The organism is Pseudogracilibacillus auburnensis, assembly GCF_003201975.1.
Classification (GTDB): Bacteria; Bacillota; Bacilli; order Bacillales; family Amphibacillaceae; genus Pseudogracilibacillus; species Pseudogracilibacillus auburnensis.
In genome coordinates, this window is the sequence record NZ_QJJQ01000016.1 from 100,190 (window position 1) to 120,967 (window position 20,778).

Consider the following 20,778-nt stretch of genomic DNA (forward strand, 5'->3'; position numbering starts at 1 on the left):
GTTAAATACAACTATACAAAACACAAAAGGAACCTATAGGGTGTTCAACATTTAGATGATCACAGTAATAATTAGGTAAAAGGGCGGGTATACGTGAATCCACAACAATATAAAATACTAAATGAAATATTTAGAAAGATTATTGGCAAACACATTCGAAACAGTAGACTAATGTGGGGTTTAACACAAGAAGAAGCAGCAGAACGCATAGGTTGTTCTGCAAAACACTTAGGTAGAATCGAGAGGGGTGAAAAAACACCAAAAGGCCTAATGCTATCCTTGATTCAATTAAAACTAGACTTACGTTCCGATGATTATTTAAAAGAATTTGAAGAAGCAATCAAAAAGTTGGAAAAAGGTAAATAATCTTCTGTAGCCACCTCACTCAAAATAGAAGATAGCGATCAGTCGCTATCTTCCCACCTACATCCGTACCTCCCGTTTGACAAAAGGAGATAATAGAAATGATTAGAGATGATTATCTAATTAATGAAAACACGTTGGCACTATTGCCAGCAAAACAAACCGATTTTGATACAAATGTTATGGAAACTGCCCAAAAAATAAAGGTTAGAAAAACATCCCTAGAACTTATTAAAGCAGCCTGTTACTCCGAGTGGGTCACCTACGAAGGTAGACGCCAAGCAGTCATTCACCACACAAGCTTTAAAAGAAAAGTTCCAATCCCAATCAACATTAGAAAAGGAATCTATTTCTTCCCAACACACTCACCCGCGAGCATCTATAATTCATGGATTTCCTACCATCACATCGATAAAATTAAAACAAATGCGTGCAGTCCAACAAAGGCAATGATCATTTTCTGTAATGGTCTAAAGCTTTCCGTCAATATTTCCTATCATATATTAGATAAACAAATGAAACGAACGTTTGAATGTATGTATAGGATGAAAAGGACATTGAATTACTAAAGCAATATATGTGATCTTACTGATTGACACTACATATATTTTCAGGAAGATGCTCCCATCTCCAATCCGTTACTAATCCTCTACGTCGTTGCTGCAATAATTTTAGACTCTAAAGATTCGAAATAATTGAGCTAGAAATAAAACAAATATTTCATTCGTTTGCCAAACATCGCTAAACAATTAACAGTTTAGTTCAATATACTGATCTACCAATGAAAGAAGGACCGAGCAGTCATACACCATACCAAATTAATCAAAAGCTACCGATTCCGATTAGGATTTGTAGTGCGATTTATGTCTTTTTTAGAACACTTACTAAGGAAAATTGAATTAGTAAAAGTAAATAATTCCACCCAGACTTGCTCTATGCTGGGTGGAATTCAAGATCAATTTTGATCTACAATATCCACAATTCTCAATAAACCGAATATATTTCTTTAAATCAACCCTAATTTCATCATATACGACTAAACGCGTACATCGCTAGTCTGTAGTATTTTTTAGTCTATCTTCAACAAAACTTCTCAGATCTTTAGCAAATTCACGAAAATTTTCTAGTGTAAGTTTTTCTACATTCGTCCCTTCGCCAGAGTGTTTTTCAACCGTGCCGTCTTTGAATTGCAACCATAACCTCCAACTATAATCGTCCACATATGTATCGGGATCTTCAAATGTATAATCTGTCTTCCATTCTTGTCATATTTATGACGATACATATTTTTCTCAAAACGATCAATAACGATGCCCTTATTATCCGAATTAAACTAGCTACATAAGTCACATACTTATATTTTTATTGGTGCGCGCTTGGTAAGTAGACGAATAAGAATAATCGATACCAAAACGATAATAAAAACGAATGGTAAAGCTAAGTTTTCTGGGATATTAGCTAATGCTGTGAAGTTTTGGAATAACGGTATATCAAGCACTAAACGGATCATGGAATCTTTAAGTACAATGAGTGCTAGACCAATTGCAATAAAAATAAGTCCTCCGATCACTCCTAGTCGATAGAATGCTGCTCCAATCATCCAGCCAATAATATAAAACACAAAAATGTGTAAGCTAAACAATGCGAGCGACAGTATCAGATTTGCTTCTGGATTTATAAACGGGGTTAGAATAATAGACTGAATAATTTCTCCGATAATATTCCCATCAATGTCAGTAGTTACTTCTTCTACTACCTCTTCCAAAGTATGGTTACGCAACACAATGGAAGTAAAATTGTGCACGATTAGCTTTTCAAAAAAACTAATCACATAGATTAAGATTGGAATAACAAGGGATAAACCAATACTTGCAAGCACATTGCCAACGAAAAAGTTTTTTCGCGTAATGCCATTTTCCACGTAATACGGAAGGAAATTTATCGCAATTATTCCGATAACTAACATATAAATATTAGCCGCGATATATCCGCCGCTATAATACGAATCTACATAATCAAGGAAAATAAGCCTGAAAATATTAATAAGCAGGAAAATTCCAAGAGCCCAAAATGTCCATGTTAATTGGACATAGAATAAATCTAAGCCTACTTTTGTATACGATACCGGTTTCTGCATGCTATTCTTCCTCCTTTGTTAGCTGTATAAAAAGATCATGGAGTGAAACTGGATCGACATGAAGTCCTAGTTCTATGGCACGTACTTGCTCCGCTTCACTTAAATTTCCATAAATCGTGACTGATCTTGTATCTCCTAACTGTTCTTCATTGAGTACCTCTTTCCCCTCAACAAATTCATCTACCGCTTGCTTACTTCCTGTTACTGTTACACCTCGAGATACAATCTCGTCATATGGTTCTTTAAGAAGGATTCTTCCTTCCTTAATGATAATCACTTCATCGAATAGATAATCCATTTCGGAAACAAGATGTGTCGATAAAATAATAATTCGAGGATGCAATTGTTGATCCTTTAGTAGTTCCTTATAAAATATATCTCGTGCTGGTGAATCCATTCCAAGATACACTTCATCAAATATTGTAATTGGTGATCGACTTGCTAAACCAACGACAACATTAAATGCAGATTGCTTCCCCTTCGAAAGTTTCGCTATTGATTTTTTTCCTTCTAATTTAAATTTTCTTATGAGTTCCATCCCATATTCCAAATCAAAATGAGGGCGGTAGCGGTTCATATCTTTTAAAATACGTGATGGCGGATCTGTTTCACCAGTATAGTCTTTATCGTACATAAAAGTGATCTCTTGCATCAACCGAGCATTTTCAAAAGGTTCCTCCCCATTAATTACGATTTGTCCAGATGTTGGCTCACGAAAAGATCCTATCAATGAAAGGAGTGATGTCTTTCCAACTCCATTTCTACCGAGTAATCCATATATTTTTGGTTCCTTTATTTCTAAATTTATATCATGTAGTATGTCATCACTTCCATAACTAAGATTAAGATTTATAGCCTTTATATTCATTGCTTTTCACTCCTTTTCACTTTGTAAATATAAGTCATGATTTCCTCTACAGTAATCTCTAATTTATTGGCCTCTTGTACAAGGGTGACGATATGATCTTCAATAAACGATTCACGACGATTATGGAGTAATTTTTCCCTAGCTCCCTCTGCTACAAACATTCCAATACCTCTTTTCTTATAAAGTATTCCTTCTTCTACAAGCTGGTTTATTCCTTTCGAAACTGTTGCATGATTGATTTTATAAAAATTAACAAGCTGATTTGTAGAAGGTGCCTGATCGTCTTCTTTCAATTGTTTATTAATAATCTGGTCTTCGATAAGCTCACGAATTTGAATATAGATTGGTTTATCCGCATTAAAAACACTTTTCATTGAACGGCCCTCCTTTTTAAGGTCATCCACTATAACGGTTATATACTTATGTGTATAACCGTAACAGTTAATGTTTTAACTGTCAATATACTTTTATAAATTTAAGGAAAAAATTTTGAGATTGGGTAGGTGGAAGAAAAATAGAAATGGTAAAAAATAAAGCTCCGATGCTTGATGTTAAAGAGAAGTTTGATAAAGAAACTTGAGAAATTATGAAAGAATTAAAAATGCCCTAGAAGAAAGTTCTAACCCTCTAGAGCATTTATCATTTATTAAAAATACTGACTGTTACTTTCTTCCCCTACTTCGATAAATTTATCTGGTTCATATTATTTGAATAAACTCAACCTGTTTACTTACTGTCCACGGGGAAAGGAATATTATGGAGGAAAGGATCTTATATTCTTGTTTAAAATAAACGCATCATTCTTACATAAAAAGCTGTGAGCCATCGAAGAATATATTACTCACGGCTTTTAAATTATAACTACACATCGCTAATCCACTATTATATACAGTCCACGTTATTATGAAGGCTGTTTTATTTTTTCTAAAATATGATTCGTTAACACTTCCATAAAATCATCACTGTCATTTAAATATTCTGTTTGAACAAATTCCATCCCTAATAAATGAGCAAGACGCATGCCATCACGACCTACTTCTTGAATCGCTTCAGCATTTTTGATAATCGATAAAAGTTCACAAATGACAACCGCTTTCTTTCCTTCTTTTGCTAAACTTCGAATCACATCTAAAATATCTGGCTCAAGCCACGCCTCACCGGGACTAGCACTACGATAAGCAAGGCGATATGATCGATACGGAACTCTCTTGATTACTTCACTGGCCAAATATTCATATTGCCAGATAAAGTCTTGCTGCGTTGTATGATCACCAGGCATACTATGAGAAGTAAAAACGATCTCCGTATCCTCTTGTATGTTTTCCGGTAGCCAAACTATCGCATCGTTTAGTCGATCAGCTAAAAGATGAATAAACGATACAGTGCTATAAAGAACCGGAATATTTGTTACTGATACACGTTCCCTTTCATGTTTATTCAACGCTTTTACAACTGTTCGTTCATAAACACGTGTACCGGTTTTCGAATATAGCGGAGTTAGGGGGACAGTATATATTTTGCTAACCCTATCCTTTACACATTGTTCTACAGCATCTTCTATAAATGGGTACGTATGTTTATTTGCGATATAGTATTTCCACTCTTCCTTCGTTTCTTGTTTTAGTCGCCGACTAAGCGAGCGACCAATCCGCTTTGTAGTAGAGGCTAACGGATCACATGTACCAATTGATTGAAATAAGTGATATCCCTTTTCCATCATTTTTTCTGACACATTCCCATATGTTAAATGTTCATAAAAAGCAGCAATATCATCCATCGAACGAATCGTACCGTAACTAAATAAAATTAACCCATTCATCCAACTACTCCTTTTCTTCATAAATCCAGTCAGCCATAAGTCGCAATCCTTCAATCACTTGTGTATTTGGATTCATTAAATATTTCACTTCCAATACCTTAAGATTGTCATTTTTTACTGCTTGTAAAGAATCCCACCCCGGACTATTGATCAATTCCTCATGGGCTTCTTCGCCATTCCCTTGAAAATCAAGTAGAAAAATATAGTCAGGATCCATCTTCATCACTTGTTCAACCGATGCTTTAACACTATGCTCCAGACCAATGGAATCAACTGCTGGAATAGCGCCTGCAAGTTGAATTAAGTCATATGAAATATTCCCTGGTCCCATCATAAATGGTCCTGTACCTGGGCCAACTTCAGATAAAACGAGCACACTTGGCGGATCAACATTTTCTGGAATATTTTGTTGTATAGATGCAATTTCTTCTTCCATTTTTGCGACAAGTTCTTTAGCCTTTTCCTCTTCTCCAATTGCTTTACCGATTATCGAGATGTTAGTAAGAAAATCTTCCAATGTTCCCATTGTTGAAAAAGACATGATTGGTACATCCACTTGACTTAAAATAGTGTCCGCATCCTCTTCCTGTCCATGCATTTTCGTTAATAATAATAGGTCTGCATCGTAAGATAATATCTCTTCAGGGTCGATATTAACAGCAGAAGCGATTCGATTCGAAATATCTTTAGCCTTTTCTGACTTTGTAGATAAATATGCATCATCAACTCCTCGTGTAATCGCTGCTATATTTTCGGTCTCTGTAAGCTCTAAAACAATTTCTGCAACGTCTAGTGACATTGGAATTATATTTTCTGGCTTCTTTTCAATCGTTATACTTTTTCCATCCACTCCCACTGTAACAGGAAAATTAGTTTCATCCTTTTCTTCTACCCCCACTTTTTTTTCACTATCTTTATCGACAGGTTCTGAAATTCCTTCATTTGTACATCCCGCTGCTACTAATAAGATCCCTAATAAACAAGGGATCCACATTCTTTTTATCTCCATATTTCCTTCCTCTTTCTATTGATTAGTGGTGTAACTGTCATGGAATTCGTTACATAATCTTTTCGAACTTTTGTATGTACACCATACGTTTGTTGCAAAATATCCTCTTGGAGCACCTCTTCTGGAGAACCCAAGAGTTTCACTTCCCCTTTTTTGAGTAATAAAAGCTTCGTACAATAACGGGCAGCTAAATTTAAATCGTGCAATACCATCATAATTGTTTTTCCTTTGTCACCTAGACGCTTCAATAAGGATAAAACTTGAAGCTGAAAATAAATATCTAACGCAGAAATAGGTTCATCAAGTATAATCAAAGGCGTATCTTGCGCCAATGCCTTCGCAAGTAAAACAAGTTGGCGTTGTCCACCGGATAAACGTAAAATAGAGCTTTCCGCTAAATGCCATGTATTCGTTTGCATCATCGCATTTTTCATAGCAAAAAAATCCTCCTCCATCCTCGTTTCAAATCGAGAACGATGCACGTGTCGTCCCATATATACAACCTCTTTCGCCTTAAAGTCGAAATCAATAAACGTATCTTGCGGCACATAGCTTAATAGTTTAGCTAATTCCTTTTGACGATACGATTGTATATCTTGACCAAAAATGCGAATAGTGCCATTCGTTATGTGATGTAGCGTTGCAATTGTTTTTAATAACGTTGATTTTCCGCTTCCATTCGGACCGATTAAACCAATAATTTCACCTTGTTGAACAGAAAATTGTATACGTTGCAAAATCGATTTTTGTTGAATAGAAACGTGAAGATCTTCTACTTCCATCACATTCATGCGCTCACCCCTTGATTCGAACGTAAAATTAAAAAAATAAAAACCGGGGCACCGATAATGGCACAAACAACACCAACTTGTAATGTAATTGGCTCCAGAAGCATTCGTGAAACTAAATCAGCTAAAACAAGAAAAATTGCTCCACCAAAAATGCTTGCGGGTAATAGCAATTGATGATCTGGGCCAAGAACAAGTCGTAATATATGGGGAACGACTAATCCAACAAAACCAATCACTCCACTAACCGCTACAGCTGAACCAGTCATTAATGCAGTTAATAGCAAGATAAAGTTTCTCGTTAACCGTATATTTATACCAGATGTTTTCGCATGTTCTTCCCCAAGTAACATTACATTCAACTCTCTCCCAAATATCGTTAAAACGACTGCACCAACAACGATCGGAAATACAATGATCAAAGCATGCTCCCATGTTCTCGCTTCAAGCCCACCTTGCAACCAATAAACGATACTCCTTAACTCTTGTTCATTTTTTGAAATTGCAATAAAAACATTCATAAGTGCAGAGAAAAATGCATTCATCCCAATGCCCAACAAAAGGAGTGTTACGACACTATTTTTTTTACTAACTTTCCAAACTAGTAAAATAATCCCTAGGGAAACAATCGCCCCAACAAAGGCAGAACCCGGAAGAAACCAAGGACTTACAGAAGACCAGCCGAAAAAAATCGCACAAACAGCGCCGAGAGCTGCTCCACTGGAAACACCAATAAATCCAGGTTCAATAAGCGGATTTCGAAATAACCCTTGCATGGCAACGCCACAAATGGATAGAGCGCTCCCGACTAATGCGGCCACAAGCACTCGAGGGAGCCTTACTTCGGTGATTACTGTCCACGCTTGTTCCGAATACGTTGTTTGTATTGGAATTTGAATCTTTTTCATTAAGATAAGTGCTGTTTGTTTAAAAGGGATTGTAATTGGACCAATAGAAATTGCTAATATGATCGAAAATACTAATGTTATAGAAAGTAATAATAAAACTATGAAATGACGTTGACAAAAGTGATTCATCCACATTCCCCCATATGTCTATATACCGTTTTGTTCAATGGCAATTTATTATTAAAACAAAAATATTTTGCCTTCGGTAAACAATTGTTCACCTATACATAATAGTCAATTTAATTTTTGTTGTCAATAGGGAATTCTATTTTTTAAATATGTTCCTATTTCATCTTCTTTTCGGATGAATTCTAGGAAAAAATAGTCTATTAATAAATTTTAGTTAACTAAAAAAGATAAAAGTGACTAGAAAAGCTAAGTTTTATAAATAAAAAATCCTCCATCTTCTATATAAATATATAGAAGATGGAGACAATTGTGCGATGAAAAATAAATAAAAATCAGATAAATAATATTTAATAATAGATTTTACTCATATGTGATACCAAAACGTTCATTCAACATCTTAGTATCCTATAAACTTAAGAAGTTCAGGGGCTCCAACTGTTCTGCCTGGATGTAGTACCATCAAATGAATGAAAGTTATAGTAGTATTGACGCTCCTTCTGATGTGAATTCACGATATGTACTAAAGGATGTTCCGATGGGATTAGTACCATCCTTTCTTCCAGATTTTCATTCTCGTCTATACCAAGTAAATTCTTGCGATCGTTAATATTCACTAGTTTGAATTATAAAATCCCACCTACAATCAAACGATCGATTGTAAGTAGGATTTTTACTAAACTGATACCGGTGTTAATGTTTCATATTTTCCTTGATTGAAAAGTAGTGGATTTCCTTCATTAACTGTTAAGTGTTTTACTTTCCCCACGAATAAAGTATGATCTCCTTGAACTACTATGTCATACACATCGCATACAATACTTGTAAGTGACCCTTCGATTACTGGTATTTCGTGTGAAAAGTTAAACGCTACTTCTTTGTCTTCTTTCAATTGGCCAGCAAATTGTTTGGAAATGTCAACTTGATTGTCTGCAAGGACGTTAACAGAGAATTTACTAGATTGTTCTATGATAGATTTCATGTTTGCTCTATTATCTACAGATATTAAGATAAGTTTAGGATCTAAGGAAACTGACATAAATGCGTTTGCTGTCATACCTCTTAATTCTCCACTTTCGTTTTCTGATAGGATTACCGTAACACCAGTAGCAAATTTCCCCATTGCTATACGCATTAATTTATCGTCCAATTTTGTCTCTCCTTCCTGCTTTTTATTCGTTTGATCTCCAGCTATATTTATAAGAAGTATCCTCTGTTGAATGTACTTCTTTTAATACTTTCAGTGGCTTGAATGTGTCAATCATCACCGCTAGTTCTAGTGTTTCTTTCTTCCCGATGCTTGCTTCAATTGTTCCTGGGTGAGGACCATGTGGAATTCCGCTTGGATGCAGGGTGATTGACCCCTCATTGATTCCTTTCCTACTCATGAAATTACCCTCTACATAATATAGAACTTCATCACTATCTACATTACTATGATAGTATGGTGCCGGAATTGCTTCGGGATGATAATCATATAAACGTGGCACGAATGAACAAATTACAAAGTTATTCCCTTCAAATGTTTGATGAACCGGTGGTGGCTGATGAATCCGTCCAGTAATTGGTTCGAAATCTTCAATATTAAACGTATACGGGAATAAATACCCATCCCAACCTACTACATCTAATGGATGGTAATTAAAAATATGCTGATGAATATATCCCCTTGTTTTTGTCCGTACCTCAAACTCTCCAACTTCATTATGTGTTTCTAGTTTTTCAGGTCCATGTATATCCCGTTCACAAAATGGACTATGTTCGAGCAATTGTCCAAACTCGTTTCGATATCTTTTTGGTGTCGTTATCCAACCACTTGTTTCGACAACGAGGAATTTTGTATCTTCTCCGTTCGGGATCACGCGATAAATTGTTCCAATTGGAAGGACGATATAGTCACCTGGTCGATACTTAAGCGTTCCGAACATCGTTTCCACTTTTCCGGTACCATAATGGACAAATAACACTTCATCTCCATCGGCATTCCGATAAAAGTATTCCATTCCTTTTTTAGGGTAGACGACTCCGATTACTAGGTCATCATTTCCCAACATATATTCTCTACCTTCTACGGCATCTTCGTTTTTTTCATTGGTCTTATCTGTTAGAAAATGACGATATGCCAGTGCTTGCTGATCTTCATATTCTAAATTGAATTTTCCCAATAAATTAGCTTCTTCTATTTGTGTGGGAGCATTATGATGGTATAAAATCGACTGAATCCCCGAAAACCCTTTCGTTCCCATCACTTGCTCTTTATAAAGTGACCCATCTTCTTTTCGAAATATTGTATGTCTTTTCTTCGGGATTTTACCTAACTGTTTATAAAACATAATTTTTCCTCCTGATTATTTTATTTTGCTGGTAAAATTTGTCCTTTTACTTCTCCAAATCCAATACGGTAACCTTCTCCTTGGCACCAACCGGTCATCGTCACTTCATCACCATCTTCAAGCCATACGCGTTCTTTCCCATTCCCAAGTTTGATGGGATCTGCTCCACGCCAGGCTAGTTCCATTAAGCTTCCCCGACTTTCTCGTTCCGTTCCACTGATGGTTCCAGAAGCTAATAAATCCCCAGGGTTTAAATCACAACCTGTAATTGTATGGTGTGCCACTTGTTGAGCCATGCTCCAGTACATATAGTTGAAGTTGGTAGTGGCGATTTTTTCACGATTGTCCATATCAGACCCTTGCAAATAAACTTCTAAATGAATGTCGAATGAATCTGGTCCTTTATTTTTCAAATACGGTAAAGGTTCCGGCTCTTGAGTCGGCCCTTCCACTCTAAATGGTTCAAGTGCCTCCATTGAGACAATCCATGGTGAAATGGATGTGGCAAAATTTTTAGCCAAAAACGGCCCAAGTGGTACATATTCCCAAGCTTGTATGTCGCGGGCACTCCAATCATTAACTAGAACCATTCCAAAGATATAATCTTCTGCCTCGTCAACCGGAATAGGTTCTCCTCTTTTACTCTTCGGTCCAATAAAGCATCCTGTCTCGAGTTCAAAATCAAGTTGGCGACATGCTGAAAAAATCGGAGTATTCGCATCCTTTGGTTTAATTTGTCCTTTTGGTCGATGGATATCGGTACCACTTAATACAACAGAGCTGGCACGTCCATGATAACCAACCGGTAAGTGAGTCCAGTTCGGCATCAATGCATTCTCTTTTCCTCTGAACATTGTCCCGACATTAGTCGCGTGCTCTTTGGATGCGTAAAAGTCTGTGTAATCTCCAATATCCACTGGCAGATGCATCTCTACTTCTTGTTGCGGATAAAATGCTTTATTTCTTAGTTCGTCGTCATCTCTTAGATCACGGACATTTTCATCAAGGAGATGTTGAAGAATCTCGCGAACTTCCTTCCACACATCTTTTCCAAGTTCCATAAATTTATTTAAAGTAGCTTGATGAAAGACACTTTTTTCCTGTATATCCTTTACTCGCCTAAAGAATCCCGTATCTTCTAACACAGAGAGATCTAACACATATTCACCGATAGCCACCCCTACCCTTGGATTTGCTTCGTTTTTTGGTGTAAATATTCCATATGGTAGATTTTGAATAGGAAAAAGTGATTCCTCAGATACTTTGATGAACGAACGTTTCATATTTATTCCTCCATTTATTTACTAATAATAACTCTTTCTATCTATTAAATATTTGAGATGACAATAAGGTTTTTGACATTTGTTTTACTGAGTGCACTGAGCAAGTTTTTCGGTATTCCTACAAGCCCGAAACCATCCGCCATTATAGTCATCCCGTTTTTAATCTCCTGAACCGCTTCAGCAAAATGATTAAAAATCTTTTTCATACGACATGTTCCCTTCCCTTACACTTTTTCATTTTCTACAATGTGGCTTCACCTTGCTCCCCACCGACAACAGTTATCTGCATCACCTAACAGGATGGACTGTACCCCGAGGCGAACAGCCTTTAATCCAGATCCACATACTTTATTGATCGTCATGGCTGGAACCAGATTAGGAATTTCAGCTTCCAATGCTGCCTGTCTTGCAGGGTTTTGTCCTAATCTTCCTGAGCAAACATTACCCATGATTACTTCACTTATTTCTTCTTTATCTATTCCACAACGTTCCACTGCTTCTTTAATTACAGAGAACCTAATTTTGTTATAGAAACATTTGCTAATGCACCATTAAATTTACATATGGCTGTTCTCATCGTACTTACGATAACTACATCATATTTTCCAATTAAACACCTCCTTGGCTAATCAATTAATTCACCACCAATGACGGTGTTTCCTCATTTTCAATCTGTTGTAACCAAGAAATCGTCAAGTCTTTTGGGAGTTCTCCAATAAAACCGTCCATTTTCAAAATCAATGTATTTAAATTTGATGTTCTCGAGACGATTCCTCGATAATTTGTTTCTTCTATATTAACTTTTACTAAATAATCCCCTTGTAAAGGCACCTGGTAATCATTAAATGGAACGACCTCAAATAAAGCGCTATTTACCTTATGTCGTCTTATAAAAACTCGAGTTTCATAATAGTTTCCCAAAAAGGAAGGTATCTGGTCTACCAAACCATCTTTCACCAGTTTTCTTATTTGTGTAGACCCGATCTTTTCCCCTTCTTTTTTTAATTCCGATATGACAGTAAGGTTGAATGTAAAGTTTCCGTGTAACAGTAATGTGTTTACATTTCCTTCCGCTTTAAAACCATAGTTGAAATCATATCCAACTACTATATGCCTGGCTTTTAGCTGAACTAAAAATTCTTGCACAAATAGTTTTGGTGGAAGTTTAGATACTGCTTTATTAAAACGAATAACATAAAGGGTATCAATCCCTAGCTGGTCTAGCTTTTTTTGTTTCTCCTTAAAAGGCATTAATTGGTCAATCTTTCTGTCAAAGATGATTTCTTTCGGATGTGGATCAAATGTCATCACCGCAGAATTGATACCTTTTTCATTTGCCAGTCGAATGGTCGTGTTGATAAGTTTTTCATGAGCTAGATGAATACCATCAAAACATCCGAGTGCAATAACTGAAGGTGTTATATTTCCTTTTTTAAAAGGAAAATCAAGCACGATCGTCTTCATTTTTTAAACCTCCACTTAAACATAGTCCTTGTGATTTTTGTTGGATTACCTATTCACATATTATTAACCATATAAGATAATTGCTGTTATAATCGCGCCAGCAATCGCTACAAGCGGGAGTAATACACAGAGCCAAAAAATTGGTCGATAAGCTTCTTTATGTGTAAGTCCCGAAACAAGTAACGCAGCAATGATTGCTCCATTATGGGGCAAGGCGTCAAAGCCACTAGAACTGATTGTAGCAATTCTGTGTAAAGACTCCGGGTGCACTAATCCCGCGTATTGTTCTGAGAGGACTTCCATTCCGATCCCTAAGCCGCCCGATGATGACGCTGTCACCCCTACTAACACATTGATAGCAACAGCAAAAGAAATTAATGGATGACCAGGAATACTTAACGCTGCTGTTTGTAATATTTCAAAACCGGATGTCGCTGCCACCGCTCCTCCGAAACCAACAACGGCACAAGCATACAAAATGGGACCGGATACATTAATGGCGCCCTGATTCAACGAGTTGACGGGACTTTGTAAATGTTTATAAAATAAGAGCAACGCTAATATAATTCCCATTATTAATGAGAGCTCGATACCTGCCCTAAAACCAATCAATGCAACCAATAAGACAAGGATTGGGAGTAGACTGATGAAAAAATGTGGTACATCTCCTCGAAGTTTTAATTTCTCTTCATCTTCTTCTGTAATCGTCCCTTTAGTCTCTTCATAACCTAGTCCTTTTGCATGGTATTTCTTATCTTCCCGAATGAGCCACCAGAGACCTAGTGGTACTAAGATAATTGTTGCTACAAAACCGACAATTGGTGCAGCTGTGACCGTTGTATCCAAATATCTGGTTGGGATAACATTTTGGATAGTTGGTGCACCTGGTAAAAACGTCATCGTAAACGTTGCAGCTCCGAAGAATAAAACACCCGGAAACAGAGCCCACGGAATATCGAGCTGTTTGAATAAAGGTCTTGCGATCGGTAAAATAGCGAAAACAACTACAAATACACTAATACCGCCATATGTTAATAGCCCAACAATAGCGACCATTGCTATGATAACGACAGGACGGCTTTTTGTTCCAGTAACTTTTAAAATTCCCTGTGCTATACTTGTCGCTGCACCACTGTCTTCAAAAATCTTTCCAAAAATCGAACCAAATAAAAACACTAGAAAAAAATTACCCGCAAAATCCATAAAACTCGTCATAAATGGACCTATTAGAATATCAATAAGGTTCATCTGGCTCGCTAATGCGACCAACATAGCTAATAGAGGAGTAATAATTAAGATGTTATACCCCTTCATAGCAAAATAAATTAGTAGAGCAATGGCAATAATAATCCCTATTACACTTAGCATACCTTCACCTCTTCACGATTATCTTCCTTCTATTACGGTCTTCCCATAATAGGAGATAATCTAATTCATTAGCTTATTTCATCATGTTTAAATCCCTTAAGTCTTCTCGGGGATCATCAAAGCTGCATGACCCGAATGAGTTTAATAGACTTGTTCTAATCATCTTAATCTCATTTATACTCACTTTAAAATTTTTCCATTTTAATTCCCTATTGGAGAACTGAAAGTTTCTTTCATCTTCATCTTTTAAAATCTCTTTCACTTCCTCAACATTCCACTTGTAAGAAGCTTGGAAGATGTACCCCATAAATACATTTAAAAATCCATGCATTTTTGTATCCACTTCATCCCTGTACATTCTAACTGGATGATGAAGTCCAGCAGTAAACTTTATCGGAATACCCCGTTCGACACTTTCTGTTAAGGTATAGGCCACTTGTTCAGTCGATGGGAAGAGATGTGCTTTAATTCCTCCCGTCCGAAGTTTATAACCTATCTTCGATTTGGGGTTTTTCCTATTGAAATCATTTATCCTCTCCATCGCACCCTTCATCTGTTCAATCCAATCGTCTGATAAAGGCTTGGACATTTCACAAAACGCTTGGGTATTGAATCTCTCCGCTAAATGAGAGACATTTTTTATCATGTTTTTTGTAATATTTACCTGTGGAAGAGGAATTTCAAGTGATTCTACCGATACTTTGTCCACGTATTCGTCTAAAAATTTCTTGGCTTTATTCGTATCTACTTGACATACTCCGTCGAAGTCTTCGGCCGAATCACTTTTACTTACTACAAGAGATAGTTTGAGTTTCTTATCTGTAGAAAACAAATCCATATATTTCTCCAATTCCGACAATTTTGCAATTGGTAACACAAATGATCGGAGCATCCATACGTCATTTCCCTCTAAGTAGTTACGATAGTTCGTTATCGCCTGTTTCAATGGCAGATTCCCCGGGGGGAAGATTCCCGCATAATCTACAATTTTGTTCATTAAAGTGGTCAAACTACCAAGTTGCTGTTTAGATACAGTGTTACTCATTTTTAGCATCAACCCTTTCTTGATTAATCACTTTACTAAGATTGATGAATTGATTGGTCATTTGGTTAATATCTTCTAACACCTTTGAACAAACAACATTATTTTTCTCATCATAACTGTCTGGAAGAGCAAATATATAAGTCGGTGCCACATATGTCTGCAAATAACTCGCTATCGGTCTTAATTGATTTTCTATCACTAAATAGTGATTAGCATTTCCGGCTGCAGCTGCGAATCCCATTATTTTTCCTTCAAAATGTTGTGGTGAAATTAGATCAATGACATTTTTTAAAGGTGCGGGAAAAGAGCCATTGAATATAGGCGTACTGATAATATAAGCATCCGCTTCTTTTAGCTTCTGTATGACAGTTTGAGTATGTATGGAATAATCGGATTCTTGTCTCCCATCACAAAATTCAATATCGTATTTTGACAAGTCAAGAAGTTCAACATCCCAGTCGACCTTCATTTCAATGTTCGCTAATATTTTACTAAGAATTGCAATTGGCTTTGCCCCGATAATCGTCCCTGAAATCCCTAATACTTTCATTCTCCCACCTACCCTTTACAATCTATCTTATTTAATTACTACCTCTTTGAATGCAGGCATTACTTCTTTAGCTGTCAATTCGATGGAAGAAAGTACTTTTTCCTGAGGCATTCCACCACCATTCATTAAGAGCATAATATGGTCGCATCCGATATCTTCATACTTTTTCAATCGTTCAATAACATCATCCGGTGTTCCAACCAGTAATTGCTCTCTTGCCTCTAGGTCTTCAAACTGTGCACTACGACCATACTGTCTAGTATCCAAGTAACGATTGATATGTTCTCTAGCATCTCTTTCCGCTTGTTCACGAGTTTCTGCGACATATGCATGAAGCGCTAAAGGAATTTTTATTTTGCTTTCATCGTGTCCGGCTTCACGGTATTTTTCCTTGTAGTTCGCGATGATATTTCCTAATTCCTTGATAGAAGAACTTGCGACATATGGCACTCCCATGATGCTGTAACCCATCTTCCCAACAAACTGAGAACCATTATGGCTTAGAGCACCAATCCAAAGAGGAACTTCTTTTTGCTTCGGTAGCACCTCGAGCTTTACATCTTCAAACTGGAAATACTCTCCATTATGCGAGAATCTCTTCCCAGTCCACGCCTTTTCAATAACAGCAAGTGCATCATTAAATTTAAACGCTTTATCTTTTCCGCTTACATTAAAACCAGAAAATTCATGCGGTAAATATCCGCTTCCCATTCCTAGGTTGACACGTCCATCACTTAAAACATCTAGTAAAGCATAATCTTCAGCAACTTGAATTGGATTTTTAAATGGTAACGTAACGATAGAAACACCTAATCTAATGTTCTTTGTACGTTCTGCCACCACCGTTAATAACATCGGAGGAGTAGTCAAAATTCCATACTCACTAAAATGATGCTCTGCAAACCAAACAGAATCATATCCTAATTGATCCGCAAGTACACTTTGTTCCACCACATCGTCAAGCAGCTGCTTATGGGAGCGTCCAATCTCGTCTTTGTAATTGTCGAAAACAGTAAATAAACCAAATTCCATGATAAATCCCTCCAAATTTTTAAAATAAAAAAGCCAGCAGTATAGAAAGAATTTAAGTTATCTGTTTTTCGCAGAAAACTCAAAAAATTCTTTAACCTATACTACTAGCTATAAATGTTTTTATAGAAGCAGATCTGTACCTGCAGCTAAACAATTACCCTAGTAAATTTATTTTGTTATCGCTTTCACAGTCTATATTAATTTAATAACTAATAGTTGTCAACTATTTTTAAAATCTTTTATGAATTATAATAAATTCCCTTGACTTTTTATGAATTTTGTTGAAATGATTTGTTGACGTTTTCATGTAGTTTGTTGTTATAGGCTGTATTCTTATACAAAGCAGTTAGCTTTTTTGTGTTGCCTTATCTATTATCTCTTCTTTATAGTTTCGGTATGCAGAAATCACTGCTTGCATAACCGCATTCTTTCCTGGGAAAAGAATTTGTTTTTCCATTTTATTTAAAAGCGGTTCAATTCCATTATCTAGCTTTTCATCAACAAGTAGCGCAGCTATAAATTTATTAGTCGTTTCAGATATAAATGTGAAATTAGCCTCTATTATCGTCTCTGTTTTCGTATTTATAACAAGGATACAACCAATTACCTTCTGCGTTTCAAAAACAGAAGTTCCCTTTGGAAACTGCGCAAATCCAGCAGTTAATACTTGATCCTTCACTTCATTGGACATATATCTTCACCTCCTGTATGAAAAATTTAAAGCTATTCTATCATAAAGAACTTCAGATTGTTAAATGGTTTGATAAAATAAAATGAGTAAGCCTCATCTTATCAGCTAAAGATTATATGCTCAAGGATAAGAAAGATAATAGTGTGCCCAAAGTTACAAAAAAAAAGTATGAATGGCTTTCATCTTCTTATGAAGGTGTTAAAGCCATTCAAATTCTTCTTGTTTTGAACTTATGAAATTAGTATGGATGGTCCTTCCACATCATTTCCATATATTTTTTCACAAGATTAGGAACGGTTTTACCTTATCAGGTGTCTCAAAAACCCCTAAAACACCAACTGTTTTCGTATCATTATCGCTTCGTAAAGCTAATGGAACCATAATAATTGGCATTACATTATCCTCTTTTGTTTCACTTTTTCTTCTGTAACGAATACCATATCCTTTTGTACCAATACGTCTATCGAAGGTTGATGGTATGTCCCAATTCATTTTGGCTCGCTTGATCCGATACTATATCCCTTCTCATCACTTAAACGAAATGAAAATGGAAAAGCTGCCAAAACTACTCCGACAACTTTTTGAGCAAACTGCACTAACCTTTCCATCACTTAGTCCTCCAATCTCTTCCTCCCAATAATTCTTCTTCCTTACAAAATGACCTGTCTTTTTCACAAGGTAATCCCTCTTTTTTTGTGCAACTTACCTATAGATTTAAAGATACAAATGCGATATAAATAAGTAAATATTACAAATTTACAGATAACTGTTCGAAAGAGGTGATACTTTGCCCAAACATTCAGACGTAATTATTATTGGTGGCGGCGTAATTGGCTCAAGTATTGCATATAATTTATTGAATGATGGTTACACCGGACAAGTTACCGTTTTTGAAAAAGATAAGCTTTATGAGTTTTCCTCTACTCCACGAAGTGCTGGCGGGGTCAGGCAATTATTTTCAACTTCAGTAAATATTCAAATAGCAAGATACAGTTTACAAAAATATTTAACATTTCCTGAAGACATGGCCATAGGTGAAGAAAAAGCAGAAATTAACTTTACTCAAAGGGGCTACTTATTTTTAACTTCTAGTAAAGCCGGGCTGAATCAATTAGAGGCTCAAATGAAGCTACAAACGAAACATAGCGTTCCTTCCCAATTAGTCCAGACGACAGACTTACATACCATAATACCAGAACTTCATATCGATGATTTATATGGGGGACTTTATTGTGCAGAAGATGGTTATTTGGATCCATATTCAGTGATGCAAGGATATATCCGAAAAGCGAAGCAACTCGGTGCCACCTATATTTATGAGGAAATCGATACCATTTTGTATGAAAAAGGGACTGTTACAGGAGTTCAGTTAAAAAACAGCCAAACATGCTCTTCCCCTATTGTCATTAATTGTGCAGGTCCTTGGGCGCCAGCCATAAGCGAAAAGATTCATTTACCAATCCCAGTTGTACCGCTAAAAAGACAAATTATTCAATTCGATATTGAAAAACCTCTTAAGAAGAAATTGCCACTAACAATTGATCCTACTGGTGTATATTTCAGACATGAGGGCGAATCCCTTATCGCTGGATATTCGGAGGAAACAAAGCCTGGGATAGACTTTCAATGGAAACGTTCCTTTTTTGAAGAACAATTATGGCCAACACTTGCAAACCGTATCAACAATTTTGAAAGAGCAAAAGTCGTACGTGGATGGGCAGGATTATACAGTTATAACTTGAAGGATCAAAATGCGATTATTGGTGAACACCCTAGTCTATCCGGATATTATCTTGCTTGTGGCTTTAGCGGACATGGGATGCAACAAGCGCCTGCAGTAGGAAAAGGTATAGCGGAATTAATGATGACAGGAGCGTACAGAACATTGGATTTATCCGCCTTAAAATTTGAACGATTTGCGTTAAATGAATTAGTTGTTGAAGATGCCATTGTCTAATTCTTATCTAGGAGGTGAAGTTCATGATCTTTTTAAATGAAAGCGGTATCAAAGAGGCGATATCCATGAAAGAGATGATCGATGCAATTGATCTTTCCTATGAAATGTATCATGCTAATGATTTTCTCATGCCAACACGGATGCAAATTACCCATAATGAAAACACTTTGCTTATTATGCCAACCGTTATGGAGGAAGTGATTGGAACTAAACTTGTAACTGTTTTTCCGAATAATGTTAACATCCCTCGTTTACATGGGGTCGTCGTTTTAACAAGTAATGCAACGGGTGAAATTAAAGCAATTTTAGATGGAACATGTTTAACCGGCTTTCGTACTGGAGCTGTCGGTGGTTCAGCTGTTAGACATTTTGCAAATGACACGTCAGAGACCCTAACCATTATCGGTACAGGTGTACAAGGATTTTATCAAGCAATCGCCGCATGCACAGAACGACCAATAAAGAAAATAAAGCTTTACAACCGCACTACAGCAAAAATGCCAGCATTCATTTCAAGATTAAAGCAAGAAATAAATAGTACGATTGAAATAACAGCCCACTCCTCTGCAGCAGATGCAATAAAAGGGTCTGATATTATCATGACTGCAACGAATTCGAATGAACCGGTCCTCCCCAACGACCCCCATTTATTAAAAAACAAACTCATTATCGGAATCGGTTCTTTCCAACCTAAAATGAGAGAATTTCCCGAAGCATTATATGACATTACTGATCGTATTTTTATTGATACAAAAGATGCAATAGAAGAATCAGGAGATATTCATACACCACTTAAAAACAATTGGATAAAAGAACAGTCCGTTCAAACAATGGCTTCTTTTCTCGCTTCCAACGAAAAGATAAAAAAAGAGAATGGAAAAAGCATTGTATTTAAGTCGACTGGAATGGGATTATTTGATGCTGTAACAGCGAATATTATTTATGACGAATTGTACTATTAAGTGCAACACCTAAAAAAACTGTAGTTAAAATAAAGCAGCCCATAACAGCTTCGTGTAAAATGTAAGTAACCACAC

The 20,778-nt window shown here is 36.4% G+C and carries 23 protein-coding genes and 1 pseudogene; 4 read left to right on the forward strand and 20 right to left on the reverse strand.

Features of this window, described 5'->3' with window-relative positions; all coding sequences use genetic code 11:
• Positions 1-93 precede the first annotated feature (93 nt).
• Both DFR56_RS18500 and DFR56_RS18505 read left to right on the forward strand, forming a co-directional pair.
• Positions 94-366 carry a helix-turn-helix domain-containing protein gene (locus tag DFR56_RS18500; protein WP_110396934.1) on the forward strand — a complete coding sequence of 91 codons (273 nt, stop codon included), beginning with the start codon at positions 94-96 and terminating at the stop codon, positions 364-366.
• Between the two features lie 98 nt (positions 367-464).
• The gene (locus DFR56_RS18505; RefSeq protein ID WP_110396935.1) at positions 465-932 is read left to right on the forward strand and encodes a competence protein ComK; all 468 of its coding nucleotides are present in this window, start codon (positions 465-467) and stop codon (positions 930-932) included.
• Positions 933-1,415: 483 nt separating this feature from the next.
• Here DFR56_RS18505 and DFR56_RS23115 read toward each other — a convergent pair whose 3' ends face one another.
• From DFR56_RS23115 to DFR56_RS18600, 20 genes and pseudogenes are all read right to left on the reverse strand, one after another.
• Positions 1,416-1,556 (reverse strand): hypothetical protein, encoded by a 141-nt coding sequence (locus DFR56_RS23115; RefSeq protein ID WP_158525720.1) that lies wholly within the window; start codon positions 1,554-1,556, stop codon positions 1,416-1,418.
• Positions 1,557-1,717: 161 nt separating this feature from the next.
• A complete protein-coding gene (locus DFR56_RS18510) occupies positions 1,718-2,500 on the reverse strand; it encodes a hypothetical protein (protein WP_110396936.1) in 783 nt (260 codons plus the stop codon).
• Between the two features lies 1 nt (position 2,501).
• Positions 2,502-3,368 (reverse strand): ATP-binding cassette domain-containing protein, encoded by an 867-nt coding sequence (locus tag DFR56_RS18515; RefSeq protein ID WP_110396937.1) that lies wholly within the window; start codon positions 3,366-3,368, stop codon positions 2,502-2,504.
• On the reverse strand, positions 3,365-3,742 hold the full coding sequence (locus tag DFR56_RS18520; RefSeq protein ID WP_110396938.1) for a GntR family transcriptional regulator: 378 nt from the start codon (positions 3,740-3,742) through the stop codon (positions 3,365-3,367). Before DFR56_RS18520 ends, DFR56_RS18515 begins: the two co-directional genes overlap by 4 nt.
• A 527-nt stretch (positions 3,743-4,269) precedes the next feature.
• Positions 4,270-5,187, reverse strand: a complete 918-nt coding sequence (locus tag DFR56_RS18525; RefSeq protein ID WP_158525721.1) for a ferrochelatase — start codon at positions 5,185-5,187, stop codon at positions 4,270-4,272.
• A 4-nt stretch (positions 5,188-5,191) separates the two neighbouring features.
• On the reverse strand, positions 5,192-6,196 hold the full coding sequence (locus tag DFR56_RS18530) for an ABC transporter substrate-binding protein (protein ID WP_110396940.1): 1,005 nt from the start codon (positions 6,194-6,196) through the stop codon (positions 5,192-5,194).
• Entirely contained in the window at positions 6,187-6,987 is an 801-nt protein-coding gene (locus DFR56_RS18535; RefSeq protein ID WP_110396941.1) for an ABC transporter ATP-binding protein, read from the reverse strand. Before DFR56_RS18535 ends, DFR56_RS18530 begins: the two co-directional genes overlap by 10 nt.
• Positions 6,984-8,021 (reverse strand): FecCD family ABC transporter permease, encoded by a 1,038-nt coding sequence (locus DFR56_RS18540; RefSeq protein WP_244916583.1) that lies wholly within the window; start codon positions 8,019-8,021, stop codon positions 6,984-6,986. The genes DFR56_RS18535 and DFR56_RS18540 overlap by 4 nt, the downstream gene beginning before the upstream one ends.
• 673 nt (positions 8,022-8,694) lie before the next feature.
• Entirely contained in the window at positions 8,695-9,168 is a 474-nt protein-coding gene (locus DFR56_RS18545; RefSeq protein WP_110396943.1) for a flavin reductase family protein, read from the reverse strand.
• Between the two features lie 22 nt (positions 9,169-9,190).
• Positions 9,191-10,351, reverse strand: a complete 1,161-nt coding sequence (locus DFR56_RS18550; protein WP_110396944.1) for a homogentisate 1,2-dioxygenase — start codon at positions 10,349-10,351, stop codon at positions 9,191-9,193.
• Positions 10,352-10,371: 20 nt separating this feature from the next.
• The gene (gene fahA, locus DFR56_RS18555; protein WP_110396945.1) at positions 10,372-11,634 is read right to left on the reverse strand and encodes a fumarylacetoacetase; all 1,263 of its coding nucleotides are present in this window, start codon (positions 11,632-11,634) and stop codon (positions 10,372-10,374) included.
• Between the two features lie 44 nt (positions 11,635-11,678).
• Positions 11,679-11,840 (reverse strand): CoA-transferase, encoded by a 162-nt coding sequence (locus tag DFR56_RS18560; RefSeq protein WP_110396946.1) that lies wholly within the window; start codon positions 11,838-11,840, stop codon positions 11,679-11,681.
• 75 nt (positions 11,841-11,915) lie between these two features.
• A pseudogene (locus tag DFR56_RS18565) lies at positions 11,916-12,211 on the reverse strand (thiolase family protein); the annotation flags it as partial.
• Positions 12,212-12,267: 56 nt separating this feature from the next.
• Positions 12,268-13,098: an FAD synthetase family protein gene (locus tag DFR56_RS18570; RefSeq protein WP_110396947.1), complete on the reverse strand. Its 831-nt coding sequence runs from the start codon at positions 13,096-13,098 to the stop codon at positions 12,268-12,270.
• 63 nt (positions 13,099-13,161) lie between these two features.
• The gene (locus tag DFR56_RS18575; RefSeq protein ID WP_110396948.1) at positions 13,162-14,466 is read right to left on the reverse strand and encodes a GntP family permease; all 1,305 of its coding nucleotides are present in this window, start codon (positions 14,464-14,466) and stop codon (positions 13,162-13,164) included.
• 73 nt (positions 14,467-14,539) lie between these two features.
• Positions 14,540-15,343 (reverse strand): hypothetical protein, encoded by an 804-nt coding sequence (locus DFR56_RS18580; RefSeq protein WP_211320654.1) that lies wholly within the window; start codon positions 15,341-15,343, stop codon positions 14,540-14,542.
• Positions 15,344-15,503: 160 nt separating this feature from the next.
• Positions 15,504-16,061 (reverse strand): NADPH-dependent FMN reductase, encoded by a 558-nt coding sequence (locus DFR56_RS18585; RefSeq protein ID WP_110396950.1) that lies wholly within the window; start codon positions 16,059-16,061, stop codon positions 15,504-15,506.
• Positions 16,062-16,088: 27 nt separating this feature from the next.
• Positions 16,089-17,093, reverse strand: coding sequence for an LLM class flavin-dependent oxidoreductase (locus tag DFR56_RS18590; protein ID WP_110396951.1), 1,005 nt, complete (start codon positions 17,091-17,093; stop codon positions 16,089-16,091).
• Positions 17,094-17,439: 346 nt separating this feature from the next.
• Positions 17,440-17,784 carry a DUF3870 domain-containing protein gene (locus tag DFR56_RS18595; protein WP_110396952.1) on the reverse strand — a complete coding sequence of 115 codons (345 nt, stop codon included), beginning with the start codon at positions 17,782-17,784 and terminating at the stop codon, positions 17,440-17,442.
• A 279-nt stretch (positions 17,785-18,063) separates the two neighbouring features.
• Positions 18,064-18,276 (reverse strand): hypothetical protein, encoded by a 213-nt coding sequence (locus DFR56_RS18600; RefSeq protein WP_110396953.1) that lies wholly within the window; start codon positions 18,274-18,276, stop codon positions 18,064-18,066.
• Positions 18,277-18,571: 295 nt separating this feature from the next.
• On the opposite strand from DFR56_RS18600, the gene DFR56_RS18605 reads away from it, so the two are divergent.
• Together DFR56_RS18605 and DFR56_RS18610 are read left to right on the forward strand one after the other, a co-directional pair.
• On the forward strand, positions 18,572-19,741 hold the full coding sequence (locus DFR56_RS18605) for an NAD(P)/FAD-dependent oxidoreductase (RefSeq protein ID WP_110396954.1): 1,170 nt from the start codon (positions 18,572-18,574) through the stop codon (positions 19,739-19,741).
• Between the two features lie 23 nt (positions 19,742-19,764).
• On the forward strand, positions 19,765-20,703 hold the full coding sequence (locus DFR56_RS18610) for an ornithine cyclodeaminase family protein (RefSeq protein WP_110396955.1): 939 nt from the start codon (positions 19,765-19,767) through the stop codon (positions 20,701-20,703).
• Positions 20,704-20,778 lie beyond the last annotated feature (75 nt).

Bases quoted from the DNA above. Each gene is read 5' to 3' on its own strand.
- DFR56_RS18505 (WP_110396935.1), top strand. From the start codon at position 465: ATGATTAGAGATGATTATCTAATTAATGAAAACACGTTGGCACTATTG.
- DFR56_RS18510 (WP_110396936.1), bottom strand. From the start codon at position 2,500: ATGCAGAAACCGGTATCGTATACAAAAGTAGGCTTAGATTTATTCTAT.
- DFR56_RS18515 (WP_110396937.1), bottom strand. From the start codon at position 3,368: ATGAATATAAAGGCTATAAATCTTAATCTTAGTTATGGAAGTGATGAC.
- DFR56_RS18520 (WP_110396938.1), bottom strand. From the start codon at position 3,742: ATGAAAAGTGTTTTTAATGCGGATAAACCAATCTATATTCAAATTCGT.
- DFR56_RS18525 (WP_158525721.1), bottom strand. From the start codon at position 5,187: ATGAATGGGTTAATTTTATTTAGTTACGGTACGATTCGTTCGATGGAT.
- DFR56_RS18530 (WP_110396940.1), bottom strand. From the start codon at position 6,196: ATGGAGATAAAAAGAATGTGGATCCCTTGTTTATTAGGGATCTTATTA.
- DFR56_RS18535 (WP_110396941.1), bottom strand. From the start codon at position 6,987: ATGAATGTGATGGAAGTAGAAGATCTTCACGTTTCTATTCAACAAAAA.
- DFR56_RS18540 (WP_244916583.1), bottom strand. From the start codon at position 8,021: ATGAATCACTTTTGTCAACGTCATTTCATAGTTTTATTATTACTTTCT.
- DFR56_RS18550 (WP_110396944.1), bottom strand. From the start codon at position 10,351: ATGTTTTATAAACAGTTAGGTAAAATCCCGAAGAAAAGACATACAATA.
- fahA (WP_110396945.1), bottom strand. From the start codon at position 11,634: ATGAAACGTTCGTTCATCAAAGTATCTGAGGAATCACTTTTTCCTATT.
- DFR56_RS18560 (WP_110396946.1), bottom strand. From the start codon at position 11,840: ATGAAAAAGATTTTTAATCATTTTGCTGAAGCGGTTCAGGAGATTAAA.
- DFR56_RS18570 (WP_110396947.1), bottom strand. From the start codon at position 13,098: ATGAAGACGATCGTGCTTGATTTTCCTTTTAAAAAAGGAAATATAACA.
- DFR56_RS18575 (WP_110396948.1), bottom strand. From the start codon at position 14,466: ATGCTAAGTGTAATAGGGATTATTATTGCCATTGCTCTACTAATTTAT.
- DFR56_RS18585 (WP_110396950.1), bottom strand. From the start codon at position 16,061: ATGAAAGTATTAGGGATTTCAGGGACGATTATCGGGGCAAAGCCAATT.
- DFR56_RS18590 (WP_110396951.1), bottom strand. From the start codon at position 17,093: ATGGAATTTGGTTTATTTACTGTTTTCGACAATTACAAAGACGAGATT.
- DFR56_RS18595 (WP_110396952.1), bottom strand. From the start codon at position 17,784: ATGTCCAATGAAGTGAAGGATCAAGTATTAACTGCTGGATTTGCGCAG.
- DFR56_RS18600 (WP_110396953.1), bottom strand. From the start codon at position 18,276: ATGAATTGGGACATACCATCAACCTTCGATAGACGTATTGGTACAAAA.
- DFR56_RS18610 (WP_110396955.1), top strand. From the start codon at position 19,765: ATGATCTTTTTAAATGAAAGCGGTATCAAAGAGGCGATATCCATGAAA.